The sequence below is a fragment of the Asticcacaulis excentricus genome (assembly GCF_003966695.1).
Lineage (GTDB): Bacteria > Pseudomonadota > Alphaproteobacteria > Caulobacterales > Caulobacteraceae > Asticcacaulis > Asticcacaulis excentricus_A.
The window spans coordinates 185,696-205,303 of record NZ_AP018829.1 but is presented as its reverse complement, the minus strand read 5'-3'; the positions used below and the strand labels follow the sequence as shown (position 1 = coordinate 205,303).

17 protein-coding genes are annotated in these 19,608 nt (G+C 57.0%); 7 read left to right on the top strand and 10 right to left on the bottom strand.

Annotation, left to right across the window (positions count from 1 at the left end; all coding sequences use genetic code 11):
• Positions 1 to 141 precede the first annotated feature (141 nt).
• The 3 genes from EM6_RS16900 to EM6_RS16890 form a co-directional block, all read right to left on the bottom strand.
• A complete protein-coding gene (locus tag EM6_RS16900) occupies positions 142 to 888 on the bottom strand; it encodes an SDR family oxidoreductase (protein WP_126424318.1) in 747 nt (248 codons plus the stop codon).
• 128 nt (positions 889 to 1,016) lie between these two features.
• A complete protein-coding gene (locus EM6_RS16895) occupies positions 1,017 to 2,456 on the bottom strand; it encodes an NAD-dependent succinate-semialdehyde dehydrogenase (RefSeq protein WP_126424317.1) in 1,440 nt (479 codons plus the stop codon).
• A 189-nt stretch (positions 2,457 to 2,645) separates the two neighbouring features.
• Positions 2,646 to 3,233, bottom strand: coding sequence for a TetR/AcrR family transcriptional regulator (locus EM6_RS16890; RefSeq protein WP_126424316.1), 588 nt, complete (start codon positions 3,231 to 3,233; stop codon positions 2,646 to 2,648).
• Between the two features lie 204 nt (positions 3,234 to 3,437).
• Here EM6_RS16890 and EM6_RS16885 point away from each other — a divergent pair, with 204 nt between their 5' ends.
• The 4 genes from EM6_RS16885 to EM6_RS16870 are packed head-to-tail and all read left to right on the top strand — an operon-like array spanning position 3,438 to position 6,964.
• Positions 3,438 to 4,271 (top strand): SDR family oxidoreductase, encoded by an 834-nt coding sequence (locus EM6_RS16885; protein WP_126424315.1) that lies wholly within the window; start codon positions 3,438 to 3,440, stop codon positions 4,269 to 4,271.
• 45 nt (positions 4,272 to 4,316) lie between these two features.
• Complete coding sequence (locus EM6_RS16880; RefSeq protein ID WP_126424314.1) at positions 4,317 to 5,306, top strand: aldo/keto reductase; 990 nt, start codon at positions 4,317 to 4,319, stop codon at positions 5,304 to 5,306.
• A gap of 33 nt (positions 5,307 to 5,339) precedes the next feature.
• On the top strand, positions 5,340 to 5,936 hold the full coding sequence (locus tag EM6_RS16875; protein ID WP_126424313.1) for an NAD(P)H-binding protein: 597 nt from the start codon (positions 5,340 to 5,342) through the stop codon (positions 5,934 to 5,936).
• 20 nt (positions 5,937 to 5,956) lie between these two features.
• Positions 5,957 to 6,964, top strand: coding sequence for an aldo/keto reductase (locus EM6_RS16870; RefSeq protein WP_126424312.1), 1,008 nt, complete (start codon positions 5,957 to 5,959; stop codon positions 6,962 to 6,964).
• Between the two features lie 200 nt (positions 6,965 to 7,164).
• On the opposite strand, the gene EM6_RS16865 is transcribed toward EM6_RS16870, so the two are convergent.
• The 3 genes from EM6_RS16865 to EM6_RS16855 all read right to left on the bottom strand — a co-directional run bounded on the left by EM6_RS16865 (position 7,165) and on the right by EM6_RS16855 (position 10,345).
• A complete protein-coding gene (locus tag EM6_RS16865; protein ID WP_126424311.1) occupies positions 7,165 to 8,349 on the bottom strand; it encodes a thiolase family protein in 1,185 nt (394 codons plus the stop codon).
• Between the two features lie 194 nt (positions 8,350 to 8,543).
• Entirely contained in the window at positions 8,544 to 9,485 is a 942-nt protein-coding gene (locus EM6_RS16860; RefSeq protein WP_126424310.1) for an alpha/beta fold hydrolase, read from the bottom strand.
• 44 nt (positions 9,486 to 9,529) lie between these two features.
• A complete protein-coding gene (locus EM6_RS16855; RefSeq protein WP_126424309.1) occupies positions 9,530 to 10,345 on the bottom strand; it encodes an oxidoreductase in 816 nt (271 codons plus the stop codon).
• 93 nt (positions 10,346 to 10,438) lie between these two features.
• Here EM6_RS16855 and EM6_RS16850 point away from each other — a divergent pair, with 93 nt between their 5' ends.
• A complete protein-coding gene (locus tag EM6_RS16850; RefSeq protein WP_331876934.1) occupies positions 10,439 to 10,867 on the top strand; it encodes a helix-turn-helix domain-containing protein in 429 nt (142 codons plus the stop codon).
• A 57-nt stretch (positions 10,868 to 10,924) separates the two neighbouring features.
• Here the strand turns inward: EM6_RS16850 and EM6_RS16845 are convergent, their stop codons facing one another.
• The 4 genes from EM6_RS16845 to EM6_RS16830 form a co-directional block, all read right to left on the bottom strand.
• Positions 10,925 to 11,548, bottom strand: a complete 624-nt coding sequence (locus EM6_RS16845; protein WP_172961297.1) for a methyltransferase — start codon at positions 11,546 to 11,548, stop codon at positions 10,925 to 10,927.
• Positions 11,549 to 11,675: 127 nt separating this feature from the next.
• The gene (locus EM6_RS16840; protein WP_126424306.1) at positions 11,676 to 12,839 is read right to left on the bottom strand and encodes an efflux RND transporter periplasmic adaptor subunit; all 1,164 of its coding nucleotides are present in this window, start codon (positions 12,837 to 12,839) and stop codon (positions 11,676 to 11,678) included.
• Positions 12,832 to 16,017 (bottom strand): efflux RND transporter permease subunit, encoded by a 3,186-nt coding sequence (locus tag EM6_RS16835; RefSeq protein ID WP_126424305.1) that lies wholly within the window; start codon positions 16,015 to 16,017, stop codon positions 12,832 to 12,834. The genes EM6_RS16840 and EM6_RS16835 overlap by 8 nt, the downstream gene beginning before the upstream one ends.
• Positions 16,018 to 16,271: 254 nt before the next feature.
• The gene (locus EM6_RS16830; protein ID WP_126424304.1) at positions 16,272 to 17,327 is read right to left on the bottom strand and encodes an NAD(P)-dependent alcohol dehydrogenase; all 1,056 of its coding nucleotides are present in this window, start codon (positions 17,325 to 17,327) and stop codon (positions 16,272 to 16,274) included.
• 128 nt (positions 17,328 to 17,455) lie between these two features.
• Between EM6_RS16830 and EM6_RS16825 the strand changes: the two genes are divergently transcribed.
• The gene (locus EM6_RS16825; RefSeq protein ID WP_126424303.1) at positions 17,456 to 18,349 is read left to right on the top strand and encodes a LysR family transcriptional regulator; all 894 of its coding nucleotides are present in this window, start codon (positions 17,456 to 17,458) and stop codon (positions 18,347 to 18,349) included.
• Positions 18,350 to 18,582: 233 nt separating this feature from the next.
• Entirely contained in the window at positions 18,583 to 19,605 is a 1,023-nt protein-coding gene (locus tag EM6_RS16820; RefSeq protein WP_126420472.1) for an IS110 family transposase, read from the top strand.
• The last annotated feature ends 3 nt before the right edge of the window (positions 19,606 to 19,608 follow it).

Sequence of the window (19,608 nt, the reverse complement as noted above, 5' to 3'; positions counted from 1 at the left end):
CCCTTAAGAACCGGTCGCTCATTTTTTTATGCCGCCTTGGGAAGAACCAATTTCCAGGGCGGTCCTGATCGCCTGAGTATGCTCTTCGCAGGAGGGCGGGTGGCCCTCCTGCGTTGACTTGATGTGGGGGACGGGTCTGCCTCAGCCCCCAAAAATCTGCACCATTTGCGCATTGAAACCGTTGACGAGCGCATGCTCATTCGGGCCGGCATTGTTGCGCAGCGTAGCGGCATCACCAACGACAATTTCTTCGGCTTCGGTCGCAAGCTGGCGCATCGCTTCAGAAATGAACGCGGCGAGCGGCATACCGCCCTTCGCCTCCGTCAGGTCGGTTTCGACCCAGGGCGGGGCGATTTCCTGTACGGTGACAGACGTGTTGCGCAGCATGAACCGCTGAGACAGGGCAAACGAATGAAGACCCGCCTTCGTGGCCGAGTAGACAGCGGCAGGTGCCAGCGGCGCAAACGCCAGCGCTGAGCTGTTGTAGACGATGGTGGCACGCGGCTGTGCCTTGAGATGCTCGATGAACGCCGAGGTGACCCGGATAGGCCCTAGCAGATTGGTGGTCAGTTGCGCCTTAGCCATGTCGTCGTCGATAGGATTCGCCACGTTATCGAACGGCATCATGCCTGCATTGTTAATAAGAACGTTGAGCTTTGGAAATTGCTCAATCGCTTGGGCAGCGACGCTGGCGATATGTGCGGGGTCGTTGATGTCCAGCACAAAAGAGGCCATGCCGGGGTTCGCTTGTGTGACCTCATCGAGCAGCGCTGCGCGCCTGCCGGCAATGATGACCTGGTTCCCAAGCTTATGGAATGCCTCAGCCAGCCCTCTGCCGATGCCGGAAGCGCCGCCCGTAATGAAGATGACATTGTCTGTGAGTTGCATGATATCGTCTCGCTCGTGGTTTAAGGATGAAAAGATTGATTTTGTGGTCTCGCCTTCGTGGGCTTATGCCCTTAGGCGACCTGTAAGAGACAGTTTGTCCCTTTAGGTTGGGTCAGCAGGCACGGGGCCTATGCCTGATTGGTGAACTTTGTAACCAGATAAGCGTCAATGCCTTCGGTTCCGTTTTCGCTGCCATAACCGCTTTGTTTGACGCCACCGAAGGGCGCCTCAGGCATGCCGAAATAATAGGTGTTGATGCCAACCATTCCGCTTTCGAGCGTGTCAGACAGAAGCGCCGCGCGGGCGGTTGATGTGGTAAAAGCGTAGGCAGCCAGACCGAAGGGCAGACGGTTCGCCTTTTCGATGGCGTCTTCGACCTGCGAGAAGCGCGAGATAATGGCGACCGGACCAAACGGTTCATCATTCATAATCTGCGCGGTTTCCGGCACGTCCACCAGCACGGTCGGTTCAAACAGGAATCCCTGATTTCCGATGCGCTTGCCACCCGCCGTGAGTTTGCCACCGTGCGCCAAAGCGTCGGCAATCAGACGCTCCATGGCGCTCAGCCGCCGGGCATTGGCCAGCGGACCCATTCTGGTTTCTGGGTCAAGGCCGCTGCCGACCTTGATGTCACCAGCGGCGGCACTGAACTTCGCGACAAATTCATCGTAGACGGCGTCCTGAACATAGAAGCGCGTCGGAGCAATGCAACTGGCGCCGGCATTGAAATACTTGTTCGGGACCGAGAAAGCGACGACGGTATCGATGTGGGCGTCATCACACACGATGACAGGGGCATGCCCGCCAAGTTCCATAGTCACCGGTGTGACTTGCTGGGCGGCGAGGGCGGCCAGTTGTTTGCCTACCGGCGTCGGGCCCGTGAAGGACACCTTCTTGATGATGGGCGAAGAAATCAGAGTGTGTGAAATTTCTGCCGGATCCCCCAGAACGACGTTGAGCACACCGGCTGGCAGCCCAGCGTCGGCAAAGGCTTCCGCGATGAGAAGGCAGGTCGCGGGGGTCTCTTCCGACGGTTTGATGATCATCGAACAACCCGCGGCAAGCGCAGCGGCAATCTTGCGGCCTGTCAGCAGAGCAGGTACGTTCCACGGTGCAAAGGCCGCTACAGGTCCGATGGGCTCACGTGAGATGATTGCCCGGCCGTGCGGCAGACGCGAGGCAACCGTCCGACCATAGATGCGTTTGGCTTCTTCACCGGCCCATTGCATGGACTCAATGGTCAGGCCCATTTCCATCCGGGCTTCCGCCAGAGGTTTGCCGACTTCGAGGGTCAGCATGAGTGCGAAACGCTCGAGCCGTTCACGGATAAGGTCTGTGGCCTTCAGGATAATGGCTGACCGTTCCCAGGCCGGAACCAGACGCCATAGCTTGAAAGCACGCTCTGATGACTTCAGCGCCTCGGCTAAATCGGCAGCCGTAGCGTGCGGCATCTCGGCGAGAACCGTACCATCAAACGGGTTAAGAACCTGGCTCGTGGCGCGTCCGTCGCCAGACAGTTTTTTGCCGTCAATCCACTGATAAAGAGACATATAGTTGGGGGAATGCATGGAACGCTCCATTTCAGGCGCGCGGGTGCTATCACGCCTTTAAGGGAAGGCGAGATACGCGCGTTTCATTTCGCGAGGCGGATTTTCCGGGACGCGAGAGCTTGACCTACAAGGGGGCTGCGCTCAGACATGCATTTATGTCTTTTGATGACAAATGTCAATAAGTGACATTTGAATAACTGGCCACGCTCAATTCTCGAAACTGACCAGACGACTTGCGGTATCAAAGAGCTCAGTAAGAGGGTCTTTTCCGTTTTCCGCTACCCATCGCCCGATAACCTTACGTAAGATCGAGAAGACGATGTCGGGATAGAGTTCGGCTTGCCACTGCGCAATGGGGGTAAGCCCCGCGCGAATTTTCAAAAGCGTCGTGACCTGTTCAGCCAGGCTTGCCGACATTTCCAGTTTGCGCGCCCGTATATCCGGTGACGCAGCTATAGCGCGCTCAACGGTCAGGTAAAAATCGGCTTTTGACTGATAAGTCTCGAGGATGGCCCGAGCACCCGCAAGCAGTGATAGGTGAGGGGGCTCTTCCGGTGACACCTGGGAGAAGCGATCCATAAACGCCGACATGGTTTCTTCAACGCAACTCACTACAATGTCTTCTTTGGTCGGAAAATACCGGAGCAGGGTGCGCGGTGATACCTCAACTTCCGCCGCAATCTGATTGATGGTGGTTTCGGTAAAGCCCTGGATTGCAAACAAGCGCAGGGCCGCCTCCAGCAAGGCTTGCCGTGTTTTGTCTTTTTTGCGCTCTCTTAAGCTCACTGTCTTCATCCTTGGTCCACAAGCCCGCGATGTATCGCAAATGTCAGCAAATGACAAATGCCGATTGCGCGTGGGGTGTTTTAGGTGCGTCAACTGATTTATAAGCTCGCGGTATAAGACCAAGCGAAATTGAGCGGCTAATCGGTAATAGTCTTGTCTCGTATATCTATCTCGAAATCAGCGGAAATCATCCGACCTTAAGGAGATAGGACAATGAGCAGGGACGTTATCGTCGTGATCGGTGTTGGAGGGATAGGCCAGGCGATTGCGCGCAGACAGGGTTTTGGGCGTACGCTCCTTCTGGCTGACTGGAACAACGAAACCCTTTCGAAAGCCGCAAAGGACCTCTCCGATGCCGGTTATTCCGTCGTTGCCCAGATAGTAGACGTAACAAACCGCGAGTCGGTTCAGGCGCTCGCCTCCGGGGCAGCAGACCTGGGGCCCGTTACACAGGTCATTAATACGGCAGGCCTTTCTCCCAACATGGCATCTGTCGAGAAGGTTCTGGAGGTTGATCTCTATGGGTCTGCGCTGGTTTTTGAAGTCTTCGGCGAGGTGATCGCGCCAGGAGGCTCCGGGTTGATCATCTCCAGCATGGCGGGTCACATGATGCGTCAGTTGCCCGAAGCCGATGAAAAGAGTCTCGCCGAAACGCCGGCGGATCAGTTGCTGTCATTGCCATGCCTGCAGTCCGAGGCCGTTCCGAATACCCTGGTCGCCTATATGGTGGCCAAGCGCGCCAACTTCCTGCGCGTGCAGGCGGAAGCAATCCGCTGGGGCGAACGCGGCGCGCGCGTCAATGCGATCAGTCCGGGTATCATTGTCACGCCGCTGGCAGCGCACGAACTGAATTCCGAAATTGGCGACATCTATCGGGCAATGGTTCAGGCCTCGCCATCAAAGCGTATGGCCCCGCCTGAAGAAATTGCGGTGGCCGCCAGCTTCTTACTTGGGCCGGACGCCGGCTTCATCACGGGCAGCGACCTGTTGATTGATGGTGGTGTCATCGCGGCCATGCGCGCGGGGAAACTGCCCACCCCTGGTTAAGCGGCGGATTTCGATAATGATCGCAGCTATCCAAAGGAATGGTACATGAAACAACGCATGTTGGGTGCCCTGGCCGTCAGTGAGATTGGCTACGGCACGATGAGCTTTGCCTCGACCTATGGCCCGGCACCCGAGCGGGCTGAGGCCATCCGCGTAATCCGGGGAGCCCATGAGAAGGGCGTTACCCTTTTCGATACCGCAGAGGCCTATGGTCCCTGGACAAATGAGGTGCTTGTAGGGGAAGCCTTGCGGCCCATCCGAGACGAGGTCGTGATTGCGACCAAGTTCGGGTTTAACGTCGATTCGGCAACCGGACAGCGGCTTGGCGGGGTCAATAGTCGTCCCGAGCATGTGCGCCAGGTCGTAGACGGCAGCCTGAAGCGTCTGGGTATTGAGACGATCGATCTGCTGTATCAGCACCGTGTGGACCCGGATGTGCCGATAGAAGACGTTGCCGGTCTGGTACGCGACCTTGTTTCTGAGGGAAAGGTTCGCCATTTTGGTATGTCCGAAGCTGCCGCAGCGACCATTCGCCGGGCCCACGCGGTTCAGCCGGTAACGGCCATACAGAGCGAATACTCCTTGTGGACGCGTGACCCGGAGGCCGAAGTTCTGCCCTTGTGTGATGAACTTGGTATCGGCTTCGTCCCCTGGAGCCCGCTCGGAGCCGGCTTTCTGACGGGTAAAATCGATGCCGCCACCCCACTCGAAACCGGCGATTTCAGGGCGTCATCACCCCGCTTTGCCGCAGAGGCTCGTGCTGCCAATCAGGGGCTTGTCGATCTGCTCACCCGCATTGCCAACGAGAAGCAGGCGACGCCGGCTCAGATCGCGCTCGCATGGCTTCTGACGCGTGCGCCCTTCATTGTGCCCATTTTTGGCACGCGTCGCCTTGATCGGGTCGAAGAGAATCTGGGCGCTGCTGACGTCCACCTTTCGCCGGCGGATATGCAAGAGATTGAAGCTGCCCTCGAAAAGATGGAAATCATGGGCGAGCGGCTACCGCCCGCTGTGCTCAAGCTGTCTTACCTCTAATCAAAATGGTCTGCTCCAGCTGAGAGAAATCTAATGACGAATATTCTTATCATTGGTGCCCACGGTCAAATTGCCCGTGTCGCAACGCGGCTCTTGCTGGAGCGCACTGATGCCATGCTCACCCTTTATCTGCGCCGGGCTAACCGGCTTGAGACGCTGGCCCCACATCCGCGTATCCGGCTGGTCGAAGGGGATGCTACGGACGCAGCCTCTCTCAGAGCGGCCTTGAAGGATCAGGACATTGTCTATGCAAACCTATCCGGTGACATGGCACGACAAGCGCGCACGATTGTTTCCGAGATGACGGCGGCAGGTGTCAAAAGGCTGATCTTCATCAGTTCCATGGGCATTTATGGCGAGGTGCCGGGAGAGCGTTACCGTAGCATCCTTGACCCCTATCGCGACAGCGCGGCAATTGTCGAAGAGTCAACACTCGACTTCACCGTCATTCGTCCGGCCTGGCTGAATGACAATGATGAGATTGCTTATGGGCTAACCCGAAAGGGCGAGCCCTTCGCCAATCCCTCAAAGACGGTTTCACGCAAGAGCATCAGCGATCTCATCGTGCGGCTGGTGACAGAACCCGGCTACGGCGTGGGCGAGAGCCTGGGTGTGCACGGCACCCGTTGATGACAAGGAAGGCGACAGACATGAAACAAAGGCAACTTGGAGACCTTAAGGTCAGTGAGATCGGCTTTGGATGCATGGGGCTTGATTTCAGCTACGGTCATCGCATCAGTCGCGAAGAGGGCATCACCCTGATCCGGCAGGCGGTCGATCGGGGTGTGACCTTTTTCGACACCGCCGAAATCTATGGCCCGTTTACCAACGAGGATATGGTCGGTGAGGCACTTCGTCCCGTGCGTGACACCGTGGTCATCGCGACCAAGTTTGGGTTCAATATCGACCCTCAAACCGGCGCCAACCGCGGTGTCTCCAGTCGCCCGGAGGCTATACGCGGTCACGTCGAAGGATCGCTGAAACGCCTTGGGATTGAAACGGTGGATCTGGTATACCAGCATCGGGTCGACCCGACCGTGCCTATTGAGGATGTGGCGGGAGTCGTGCGCGACCTCATTCAGGAGGGAAAAGCGAAGGCGTTCGGCCTGTCCGAACCCGGCGTAAAGACCCTTCGCCGCGCTCATGCGGTGCAGCCGGTATCTGCGGTGCAAAACGAGTATTCTCTTTGGTGGCGTGCACCAGAGGTTAACGGAATTCTCGAGGCTTGCGATGAACTGGGCATTGGCTTTGTGCCTTACAGCCCCTTGGGAAAAGGCTTCCTGACGGGTGCCATGTCCTCAGAGACCAAGCTCGATGCCAGCGATTTCCGCGCGGCCACCCCCCGTTTTCAGCCGGAAGCGCTCGCGAAAAACGAAGCCTTTGTGCAGCTTTTGCGTCGCATCGCCGTTGTCAAAGGGACAACACCCGCTCAGATTGCACTGGCCTGGTTGCTGGCACAGAGGCCTTATATCGTTCCCATTCCCGGGACCACAAAGCTTACCCGGCTGGAGGAAAACATCGGGGCTTCGGCCATCGAACTTACGTCCGGTGATGTGGCAGATATCCGAACCGCCCTCGCTGACCTGTCCGTCGAAGGCGATCGCTACACCGCGGCGGCCAAGGCCATGGTTGGTGTAGAAGCGCCTGAGAAAAAATAGCCTGCACTATACCAGAACAGATGGTTCCAGTCGCGTAGCGGCTGAGCACCGGGTCGTGTCCATTGGCTCGCTGTTTGTTCGTCCTCTCGTATGACTCAGCCATCAGCGAAGGTGGATAAATTGTGTTCCTACCCACACGCCGGACTCGGCGGCACCGATAGCGGTGGCAATAGGAAAAGCCGCCGCTATCACTACCTCGGTTAGAGCGACTCTAGTGCCAGCGCGATGCCCTGACCTCCGCCAATGCACAAGGTAACAATGCCACGGCGTATACCATCCCGGCGCATGGCGTGTAGCAAGCGCGTCACTAAGACCGCGCCAGTTGCGCCGATCGGGTGACCATGCGCCACCGCGCCGCCATCTGTGTTTATAATATCCAAGGGAAGTCCGAGCTCTTTGGCCACAGCCAGTGGTACGGCGGCAAAGGTTTCGTTGATTTCGATCCGTTCCAAATCGCCGAGGCTCCAGTCCGCGCGGGCAAGAGCTTTTTTGACGGCCGGAACCGGGCCAAGGCCAAAAAGTCCAGGTTCAACCGCAGCAACCCCATAACCTGCCAATCTGCCAATGGGATCGATTCCAGACGCATCGGCAAATGCTCTGTCGGCTACTATCATGGCAGCTGCGCCACTGTTCAGGCCCGGTGCGTTACCAGCGGTAATCGTCCCGTCGTACCTGAATGCGGGTTTGAGCTTGCCCAGGGTGTCCTCCGTTGTATCTGGTCGCGGAGCTTCATCAACATCGAAGATATCGACCCCTTTTCGTCCTTTGACCTCCACACCAACGATTTGATCCACAAAAAGGCCGGCATCACGCGCGGCAACAAAGCGCTGATGCGAGCGCGCGGCAAAGGCGTCCTGATCTCGCCTCGTAATACCCACTTTCGAGATCATATCTTCGGTATGCCAGCCGGAATGCTCTCCGGAAAAAGCATCTACCAAGCCATCAGTCAGCGCACTGTCCAGTATCTGGCCCGCCCCCATGCGATACCCCCAGCGCCCACCTTCCATAAGGTACGGCGCGCGGTCCATGTTTTCCATTCCACCTGCAATCGCCACCTCATAGTCGCCGTTTGCTATCTCCGCCGCTGCCGTTAATATGGCCTGAGCGCCCGACCCACAGACACGATTGACCGTCATCGCAGGTACGTGAACCGGTGCGCCGCCTCGGATGGCCGCCTGCCGGGCCGGGTTCATCCGGTTGCCAGCTTGGATGACATTCCCCATTACTACAGCCCCGAGATCTGCCGTGTTGACCCCGCTTCTGTGAATAACTTCGCGGACAACGGTGGCTCCGAGTTCGGTTGCCGGGATTGTTTTCAACGACCCGTTAAAATTGCCGATGGCGGTGCGTACCGGGTTGGCAATAATAATTTCGCGCAATGTCATGTGACGAGCTCCGTTTGGGTGGCGAGCATATTCGACCGGCCCTTGCTGGACTGTGTCTGTAGAGGGTGAACCTATCATCCCCGCGGCTCGGCCACAGTGGGCATCGAAGCACCTGAGTAGGTTAGCTCATTCTCGAAAGCTATGCCCCTTACGCGTCGTCAGGAGGCGCAAGGGGCATAGCTTGCTGGCTAAGGTTATCCAAACTTCAGGAAGGCAGCGATGTAAAGCGCGGCCTCTTCGGGGTACTGGTGCTGCGGACCGTGGCCTGCTTTCGGAAAAGTGATCAGGCGTGTGCTGGGCAAATGTTCATTTAGCGCATACCAGTTTTCCACCGGGAAGATGATGTCGTGGTCAGCCCCCAAATGAAGAATTGGTACGTGGGTCGATTTCAGCAGATTCAGGAGGTCATCCGAGGGCACCACAGGGTTCTGAGGTGTCATCCCGATCTGGCTGATGCCCCAGGCGGCATCGACGTCCGGGGCGCGACCCTCTTTGCGCGTTAGGATGCGCTCAAGAGAGCGCTTCGACGCGGCCCGGCTGCCCTCATCTGCGGGCTCAAAGAAAACAGTTGTGAACTGATCAAGGTCGATACCGGGTTTTGCGGCGGTGTCGTAGAAAAGCTGTTCGGCCATTTTAACGAGCTTGCCTGGCGGTGTAGTGGCAATCAGAACGACGTGCGTGATGTCCTGTCCGAACATCGCCAGATAAATCTGCGCAGCTATCCCCCCGATAGACCAGCCGCCAACGGCCACATCCTTCAGGCCCAGAGCGAGAATAAGATCCCGACCATCTTTCACAAGTGACGGCGGATTGTAGCTTTTCTCGCCGGTGGACAGGCCAAGGCCGGAGTAATCAAAGGTAATCACCTGAAAACCCTGTGCCGCAAGGCTGTCGATGAAGAGAGGGTCCCACGTATCCAGCGTCCCGCGAAACCGGTTGAACAACACAAGTGGCTTACCGGTACCCACCGAGCGATAGGCGAGGGTACGGCCCTCGACCACCGCATATCGGTTGGGTGCGCGGCTATAATCTGGTTTGGAAGAGGAGGGGGCAGCGGCAGCTTCCTGAGCCGTAAGGGCCAGGGTTGAGGCAATGCCAGCCCCGGCTTTGAAGAGGGTTCTGCGTGATGTGGTCATGATAAATATCCTTTTGATTTTGGGGTAAGGGATAAGCACAGGGTCTAGACCGGCAGGCCATTTTGCTGGCGCAGGCTCTTGTCAAAAGCGGCGGCGGGCACGAACCGGCGCAACAGGGAGACCTGTTTCGCCATCTTTCCAGCGGGATACCGCAGCTTCGGGGTGCGATCTGAGACGGCTTTCAGGACGGTTTGCGCGACGGTTTCGGGATCGTCTCCGGAGGTCATCGCTTTTTCCATGACCGCTTCTGCCCCCGCGCGGCCATCTTCATAAATGCCCAGTACCCGATCAGGCGACAGCGCATTTGCATCGAAGGATGTGCGCGTATAGGCCGGTTCGATCAGAAGGACGCGAATACCGAAACCGCGCACTTCGTGATCCAGTGACTCCGAATACCCTTCCAGGGCGTGCTTGGTGGCGGCATAATGCGCCATATAGGGGGCCGGCATGAAGCCCAGAACAGAACTCAGGTTGATAATCCGTCCGCCTTTTTGCCGCCGCATGATGGGGAGAACCTCTCCGATCATACGAAGTGCGCCGAAAACATTGACCTCGAACAGCGACTTGGCGAGGTCAACGGAGACTTCTTCTGCACCCGCAGTAATGCCAAGGCCGGCATTGTTGACGAGAATATCGATACGCCCCGTCTTTTCGACAACGTAGGTGATCAGGTCGCTTACTGACTTAGCGTCTGTCACGTCACACAGGCACATTTCGACGCCTTGCGGACCCTGTGCGGCCGGTTTGCGACTGGTGCCGAAAACCTGATAGCCCTCTTTTCGCAACGCTGCAGCGGTGGCGCGGCCGATACCGGTGGATGCCCCTGTAACGATGGCGACAGGGGAGGTTTGCTTTAACATTTCAGACTCCAGTGGGGTGGCTATCAATTTGATAGTGTGTTACTACAGGCGAGACCGTTTGTCACTATCAAAATGATACTGAGTGTAAAAAGTATGAAAACCCCTTGTCCTATCGCACGCGGAATTGCGACTTTTGGTGATGCGTGGAGCCTGCTCATCCTAAGAGACGCGCATGCCGGCGCGACACGTTTTGATGAGTTTCGCAAAAGTCTGGGCATTGCGCCGACTGTCCTGACGACGCGTTTGGCCTCGTTGACCGAAGAGGGACTGCTTGAGCGCGTGCGATATCAGGATCACCCGCCACGGGATGAGTACAGGCTCACCCAAGCGGGGCAGGATCTGTTGCCTGTCTTAATGATGATTGCCAAGTGGGCGCGCACCTATCGCTCAGACGGAGACCTTGTGCGCTATCTTGATGACACGACGGGCCTCGACCTTGAGCCCGTGGCGATTGATAGCGTTTCGGGTGCCCCTATTGGGTCGAGACCTTTTCGCATTGTCATCCCCCAACCGCCAGGCTGAAGAGACCAGCGCTGATTGGACGTACGTCAGTTCAGTCCCATGCCAGGCGATATCTCGTTAGCTGGCATGGTCATACCCAAAGACAAACAGTAGCCATTCGACGCGATTGCCCTTCGTGCCGTGTGTCGCGGAGTGCCGGCGGATTTCGGGCGTTATTCTCGCCTCCGCAAACAACCGGAGGATTCCTTCAACATCGGCGAAAGCGGCAGAGGCGAGATAAACCTGACCGCCGGGTTTGAGGACATCGCGTACCGTCTTTAGAAACTGCCGTTGAATCGCCATGAGTTCCGCGTGCTGATGACGAAACCCCCACAATTTGATCGGAAACCAGAGATTGGCAGTGATGAGGTCAAACCGTTCAGCTTCAGCGGGCACCTCTACAGCGGTGAGGAGTTCGCTTTCGATGAAATGTATGTTTGCGCTCACTCCGTTGGCTTCGGCGTTCAGCCGGGCCAGCGTCAAAGCGGCCAAGTCGTTATCGCAAGCCGTCACCGTCGCCCCCCTCAGGGCCGCAGCAATAGCCACAACACCGCAGCCGGTCCCCACATCAAGGATTTGTTGTCCCCTCAAATCGGCAGGAAGCGCTTCGATAACCATAGCCGATGAATAGGTAACATCCGGATGACTGGGATAAACCGCCGGATCAAGTGTTACGAGAAAGCCATAGGTACTATGCGTCAACGGCGTTCCGGAGGCGACGAAAGCGCGGTGCCATTTCCGTGCATAGGCGAGGTAGCGATGGTGGGCGAGAATGTTGTAAATCTTACTTCTCCGGGTAAACACCAGAGCCCCAAACGGGGGCCGCTGACTACCGAGTGTCTTTGCTCTTTGGGGGGGTAACCGGTTTTACGGGCTGCCCTTCGGCTATGGCATCCGAAGGGCTGTCAATAATCCGATCACTTGAAGAAATGCCGCTTAGGATCTCGACCTCAGTGCCATAATCACGGCCGAGGCGAACCGCTCTGATGGTAACGTGATTATCAGGTCCCACGATGGCGAGAGCGGTTCCCTCTTTTCGAAAAAGCAGGGCGCTGGAGGGGACGCGCAGGTTCGTAAGGCTGTCATCTGTGACCTCCAGCCTGACCTGTGCGAAACTGCCCGCCTTTAGGCTGCCATCGCGGTTGTCCACCAGTATCTCCGTCTGCATGGCTCCGCTTTGCGGGGCGAGCGCGTCGGCCTGGCGTGATACAGTCCCTGTGAACGACTCGCCTGGTTTTTCGGGCACGGTGAACTCTACGCGGCTCCCGGCTTTAATGGTAGCCAGGTAGGGTTGAGGGACTTGGACCATCAATCGAAGGCGCGCCGTATCGGATACCACGAACAATGGCGAACCTCCGGAGGTCCCAACCAAGGCACCTATGTCCGTTCCGCGGCTGGTGACGACGCCATCAAATGGCGCCACGACGCGTTTAAAGCCAGAAATTGCCTGTAAGCGGGAAACTTCCGCCTGCGCTTCCTGACGCATGGCTTCACGAGCGGCGAATGCACCGGCGCGTTCATCAGCCTCCTGTCGGGAAACCGCATTGTCGCGCAGCAGAAGCGCCCACCTTTCTGCTGTCGCTCTGGCCAGATCACGCTCTGCTGTTGCTGTTTTTAGTGCGGCTTTCGCGCCTGCCAGTTGCTGATCGACCTCTGGCGTTTCAATGTCCGCGAGTACCTGACCCGCGCTGACTTTTGAACCAATATCGGCGTACCAGCGCCGCAAATATCCACTGGTCCGGGCATAGACCGGGGCTTGGGCGTAAGGCTCAAGCTGACCCGGTAGTGTCAGACGTTCGGCCTCGGCACCGCGGGCCTGAACCAGTATCACGGAGGGAATAGCTGTTGCGGCCGTGTGGGTCTTGAGCGCCCTACCGTCGATGAGACGCGACAGCGTTCCGCCGGTAAGGATTATGACCGCCAACGCACCGCCGATAATTGCCATATGGCGTAGGGTCCGCGGGTTTGCGGTCGGAATATCCGGATCAGACATGGGAATCTCCTATAGGTGCGGTGACCTGCGAGACCGCTGCGTGTGGCTGGCGGCGCTGGTGGACCATCGCAAAGACCGCCGGCACAAAGAAAAGAGAGGCACAGGTGGCAAACATCAGACCTCCAATGACAGCACGGCCCAGCGGGGCATTTTGTTCTCCCCCTTCCCCCAAACCGATAGCCATTGGTGCCATCCCAATGATCATGGCGAGAGCGGTCATAATCACAGGGCGAAAGCGCGTGACGCCTGCGTCAAATGCAGCGCGAATAGGGGATGTTCCTTCACCCAGCTTCTCTCTGGCAAAACTGATAACGAGGATGGAGTTGGCAGTTGCCACCCCCATACACATGATCGCGCCCGTCAGCGCGGGTACCGACAAGGGTGTGCCGGTAACAAAAAGCATCCACGCAATACCAGCGAGGGCAGCGGGGAGAGAGGCGACGATTACGCCAGCGTCCACCCACGATTGGAAGTTAACCACGATAAGAAGATAGATTAGAAAAATGGCTCCAAGCAAACCCCACCCCATGCCTGAAAAGGCCGTGTTCATGGTCTGATACTGACCGCGCAGCGTTACACTGACGGTCTCAGGTTTCTCTTTTTCAAGCACCTTCATAGCTTTCAGAATATCTGCGGAGACTGCACCCAGGTCGCGCCCTTGCGTGTCAGCGAGAACGTTAACAAGGGGCTGGATATTGTACTGAGAGACAACGGGCAGCGTCGTGCTCCGGCTGAAGACGCCCAGCCCACCCAGGACTTGTGGTGTCGTGCCGCCCACGCCTACGGGCAAGCTTTGAAGTTTCTCAAGTGTGTCGAGACGGTATTCAGGTGTCTGCGCCACGATGGGGTATGAAACGCCGTTATCGGGGTTGAGCCAGAACACAGGTGCACTCTGGCCGCTTCCCGCGATCGCACCGGCTGTGCTTGAGGTGATGTCACGTTGCGTAATTCCCAGCGTGCTTGCACGAATGCGGTCGATGTCAATGCGTACTTCGGGTGAGAAGGCGGGTTGTTGTATTCGGGCGTCGGCAACGCCATCGATACGGCGCAGCGCGAGCAATAGCTTTTGGGCGTAGGTGCGATTGGCGGAAAGATCGCGTCCTGTGACCTGAATGTCGATGGGAGAGGGCGCACCGAAGTTCAGGATTTGACTTGTTACATCGGCCGGCAGGAACGAAAAGGTGACTTGCGGAAACGCTTCTGGGAGAGCGACGCGAAGCGCACGGATGTAATCAGCCGTCGGCTTGTGACCAGGTTTCAGACTGATAAAAATGTCACCGTCCTGGGAGCCTATAGTGCCGGAGTTATTGTAAATCATATTCAGGCTCGAAACTGGCAGACCGATATTATCGACAATCGTTTCCAGTTCCGATTCAGGAATGATGTTCCGGATTTCAGCCTGAACGCGATCCAGGACGGCGGAGGTTTCTTCAATCCGCATACCGCTTGGGGTACGTACATGGAGCGCGATTGCGCCAGCATCAATGGCTGGAAAGAAGTTGCGTCCGAGGAAGGGTACTAGCGACAAACTCAGAACAGCGAAGAGTAGGAAGCTAGCTGCAAATACCCTGCGTGCGCCAAGGGCCGAGCCTAGCAGGCCCGCATATGTCGCCCGGATCGTCGAAAAACGTCGCTCGAAACCGCGCTGAAACCGCAGTACAGAGTTCGTGGCGATAGTGGCGGAATCGCTATGTGCGTGAGGCCTCAGGAGATACATGGCCAGAGTCGGGACCAGGGTGCGCGACAGGATAAAGGAGGCGATCAATGCAAAAATGACCGAAAGTGCCATGGGCACAAAGAGAAACCCTGACACGCCGGGCAGGAAAAACATCGGGACAAAGACGATACAGATACAAAGCAGTGAGACAAACGCGGGCGCTACAATCTGACGGGCACCATCCAGAATGGAGGTTGTGACATCCTTTCCCTGTTCAAGGTGCCAGTTGATGTTCTCGATTGTAACAGTCGCATCATCCACCAGAATCCCGATCGCCAGCGCCAGCCCTCCCAAGGTCATAACATTCAGGGTCTGGCCAAAGGCGCCTAGTGCGGCGATCGCGGCCAGAACCGACAGCGGAATGGAAAGCGCAATAATGACCGTTGAGCGCCAGGATCCGAGGAACAGAAGGATCATAAGTGAGGTAAGGGCGGCAGCGAGCGCCCCCTCGTGCACAACAGCTTCCAAAGCATGCTTTACAAATACAGACTGGTCTCCGAGGGGTGTGATTTGCAGGGCGTCGGGGAGGTTGGGTTTCAACTCCGGCAGCATGCGTTTAACCCCATCGACAATATCGATTGTTGAGGCTGAGCCCGACTTGAAAACGGTGAGTAGCGCTGAGCGACGACCATCAACGTGCACCACATTCTGTTGGGGTGCTGCGCCATCTCGCACATGCGCAACATCACGCATGAGAACAATGGACCCGTCTACCACCTTGACTGGAAGGAGGTTCAACTCATCGACGCTGCCGGGCGCACTGTTTAACTTAACGTTGTACTGATATTGCCCTATCTTGACGAAACCTGAGGGTGTGATCTGCGTCTGAGCCGCCAGTGCCGCATTGACATCCTGTGGCGTCATCCCCCTGGCCGCCAGTGCCTCAGGGTCAATGTCTATCATTATCTGACGGGTCCTGCCGCCAAAAGGCAAGGGCATCGCCACACCCGGCACTGTAATCAGGCGCGTTCTGATTACATTGGTGCCGTTATCAGAAAGCTGCTGTTCTGACAGGCCATTGCCGGATAAGGCCAACTGAAGAATAGGGACGGTTGAGGCGTTGTAATTGATAATCAGCGGGGGGGTAGTGCCCGTCGGCATTTGACGTAACAGGGTCTGCGAAACCGCCGTAACCTGTGCGTTTGCAAGACGTATATCGGCTCCGGGTTGAAAGTAGATTTTGACAATCCCGATGCCGTTGTATGAATTTGCCTCAATATGTTCGATGTCGTTTACCGAAGTGGTCAGAGCGCGTTGGTAGGGCGTAAGAATACGCCCGGCCATTTCCTGCGGCGAGAGGCCACTGTAGGTGAAGTTCACAGCGACGACAGGTACCCGGATGGTCGAGAAGATGTCGACAGGCATGCGGGTGGCACTGATTACGCCCGCTACCAGTATAAGAGCAGCCATCACCAGAAATGTGTAAGGGCGTGACAGGGCTATTCGGACAATGGCGTTCATCTACAGATTTCCAATCCGAGACAATCGCGGAAAACCGCTCACGTGTTTTCCGATTTTGCTCTCAAAACAGGGACCGGCCCAGTCGCCCGACAGGCGCCAGAGCCGGTGTCGACGGCAACCACACGACCGGGGGAGGACGGTGGGTTGCCCCTGACCAGCCCTTGCCATCAGGCTTCTGGACGCCACGTAATTTGGCACCCTTCACCTGGCACACGTCAGGGCCGATCCATTTGGTCGTATAAAACGGTGCTGGGTCACGCGTTCAGTGAGGCCATCTCAATGACAAACCGATACTTCACATCGCTCTTAAGCATACGTTCGTAGGCGGCATTGATATCCTGGATGCGGATGACCTCTACGTCGGACGTGATCGCGTGCTTCCCGCAGAAATCGAGCATCTCCTGGGTTTCGGTGATGCCGCCTATGAGCGAGCCCGCAACACCTTGCCCAAACATCACCAGAGGCGCGGAGTTAAGGGGAGGGACGAGTGGGCCGAGGTATCCGACAAGCACCAAAGTCCCGTTGATGGCCAGGGTAGGGATGTACGGATTGACGTCGTGCAAGGTGGGGACGGTATCAATTATGAGGTCAAATTGACGCGTGACCGATGCCATCTGATCGGCGTCGCCTGACAGTATTATCCGATCAGCACCAAGGCGGTGTGCGTCTGCCTCCTTACCTGCGGACCGGGTAAAGAGCGTGACCTCCGCGCCGAAGGCTTTGGCAAACTTCAGTGCCATATGGCCTAGCCCTCCGAGGCCTACTACAGCAACCCGGCTATGAGGGCCGACCTTGTAATGGCGAAGGGGAGAGTAGGTCGTAATCCCGGCGCATAGCAGCGGCGCAGCACCGCTGAGCTCCAGCGAGGTTGGTACAGACAAAACGAATTTTTCCGACACGACAATTTTGCTTGAATAACCGCCAAAGGTGGGCCTTTGGTCGTGACGGTCAAAGCCGTTGTAGGTGTAAGTCGAGCCTTCATCGCAATACTGCTCAAAGCCCTTTATGCACGGCTTACAGTGCTGGCAGGAGTCTACCATACACCCTACGCCAACCGTGTCTCCGGACTGGAAGCGGGTTACGTTTGAACCCACATGGCTCACTCTCCCTATGATTTCATGTCCAGGGACCATGGGGTACATTGCACCGCCCCAGTCATTTCGAGCGTTGTGGATGTCGGAATGGCATACACCGCAATATAGGATGTCGATGACAACGTCGTCTGGGCGTGGATCCCGACGAGTAAAGGTAAACGGGCCAAGTTCGCTTGTCGCCGACTTTGCCGCGTAACCAAGCACATCGATGGGCATGTGTGCTCCTTCAGGGGAGTGGATATGGGGAAAAAGGCGCAAAAAGGAAGCGCCAGCAAATACTAACCGATGACCTCTCATGAGATTAGATGCTAAGACGTGCATGTAGTTATGAGCAGGATTCATATATGTCGCGCGAATACATGAACGATCTCGTCGCCTTCGTGACCATTGCGCGAGAGGGCAATTTTACGAGGGCGGCGGGCAAACTGGGTGTGTCGCAGTCAGCGTTGAGTCATACGCTGCGCGGTCTTGAAGCGAGGCTTGGGCTGCGGTTATTGACACGAACGACGCGCAGCGTCGCGCCTACGGAAGCTGGTGAGCGCTTGCTCAAGACGGTGGCTCCACGTTTTGAGGAAATCGAAGCCGAGCTATCGGCTCTGACCGCTTTACGCGATAAGCCATCTGGCACGGTCCGCATAACCACGGGTGAGCACGCGGCCAACACGGTTCTTTGGCCTGTCGTCGAAAGGTTACTGCCGGCCTATCCCGACATCAGGGTTGAAATCACCATAGATTACAGCCTGACCGACATTGTCTCTGAGAGATATGATGCAGGTGTTCGTCTTGGCGAGCAGGTGGCTAAAGACATGGTGGCGGTTCGCATCGGTCCCGACATGCAGATGGTACCTGTCGCAACACCGGCCTATTTCAAGACGCATGGGCGCCCAGTGATCCCGCAGGATCTCACATCACACAACTGCATTAACCTGCGCCTTCCGACGTCTGGGGCGATTTATGCGTGGGAATTTGAACGTAAAGGCCATGAACTGAGGGTTCGTGTCGACGGACAACTGGTGTTCAACAGCTTGTCGCAAGTCTTGGCAGCCGCCCTCAGTGGCGCAGGGGTTGGCTTTTTGCCTTCGGACCTGGTGCGCCCCTATCTGGAAGACGGTCGCCTTGAGGCCGTTTTGCTGGATTGGTGTGAGCCCTATCCAGGGTACCATCTCTACTACCCATCCGGCCGCCAGAACTCTGCGGCTTTTGCCGTCATCGTGGATGCCTTACGCTATCGGGGCTGAGGCACTCTGATCGCAGCCCCTCTCACAGTGAAGTGCTCGTCCGCTCACAGGCGTACAAGATCTTACGGATTGGTTTGCCACAAAAGCCCTCAAGGATGATTTAATTGCGCATCCTTAGTGTTACGTCGGCCGTTCGAGGGCTGCCTGTGACGTGATGGGGTGGACGGCTCCCGCTCCCGGCATCTAGGTGCCATACTGTGGCTGTCAAAGGTCACAACATTGGAGAGCCATCCATGAAAGAGGTTACCACGATCGGTCTTGATATTGCCAAGCATGTTTTCCAAGCCCATGGGATAGCGGCCGATGGGGCGGTTGTTTTTCGACGAAAGTTACGTCGAAACGAGGTTGGAGCCTTTTTCGCAGGGCTTCCATCCTGCCTAATCGGTATTGAAGCGTGCGCTACAGCTCATTTCTGGGCGCGGCAACTGATTGATTTGGGCCACCAAGTCAAACTCATTCCGGCAGCTTATGTGAAGCCTTACGTGAAGCGACAAAAGAATGATGCCGCTGATGCCGAAGCCATATGCGAGGCAGTCACTCGGCCGACGATGCGCTTTGTGCCGGTGAAGACCGAGGAACAGCAAAGCGTGCTGATGCTTCACCGCGTCCGCGAACTCCTCATTCGGCAACGGACTATGCTTGTAAACGCCCTTAGGGGGCACCTTGCCGAACTTGGGCTCGTGACCCAGCTGGGTGCCCGCGGCGTTGATATGCTGTTAGCCTTAGTGGAAGACGAAGACCACGACATGATCACCACAGTCGCTCGTACAGCCTTACTCCCGATCGCCCAACAATTGCGGGACCTGGACCTGCAGGTTGGCGAGGTGGATAAGCAGATATTGGCTTGGCACCGGTCGAATGATCTCAGCCAAAGGCTTGAGACTATACCCGGGATTGGCCCGATTACGGCCAGCGCTATCGCCGCTACGGTAGCTGATGCATCTTTGTTCAAATCGGGCCGGCAGCTTGCCGCCTGGCTTGGCCTTGTGCCGCGTCAAAACTCGTCTGGAGGAAAAGAGCGGCTTGGCAAAATCACCAAGCAGGGCGATCCCTATATCCGACGATTGCTGGTCGTGGGTGCGGCCGCTGTCTTGCGATTTAGCAAAAGCGCAAAATCGACGACAGCGGCGTGGGGTGCTGGAATGTTGTCTCGAAAACCGTACACCGTAGTGGCCGTTGCTATGGCCAACAAGATGGCGCGCATTGCCTGGGCGCTCATGGTGAACGGAACACGCTTTAACGGAATGACCGCGTAGGCC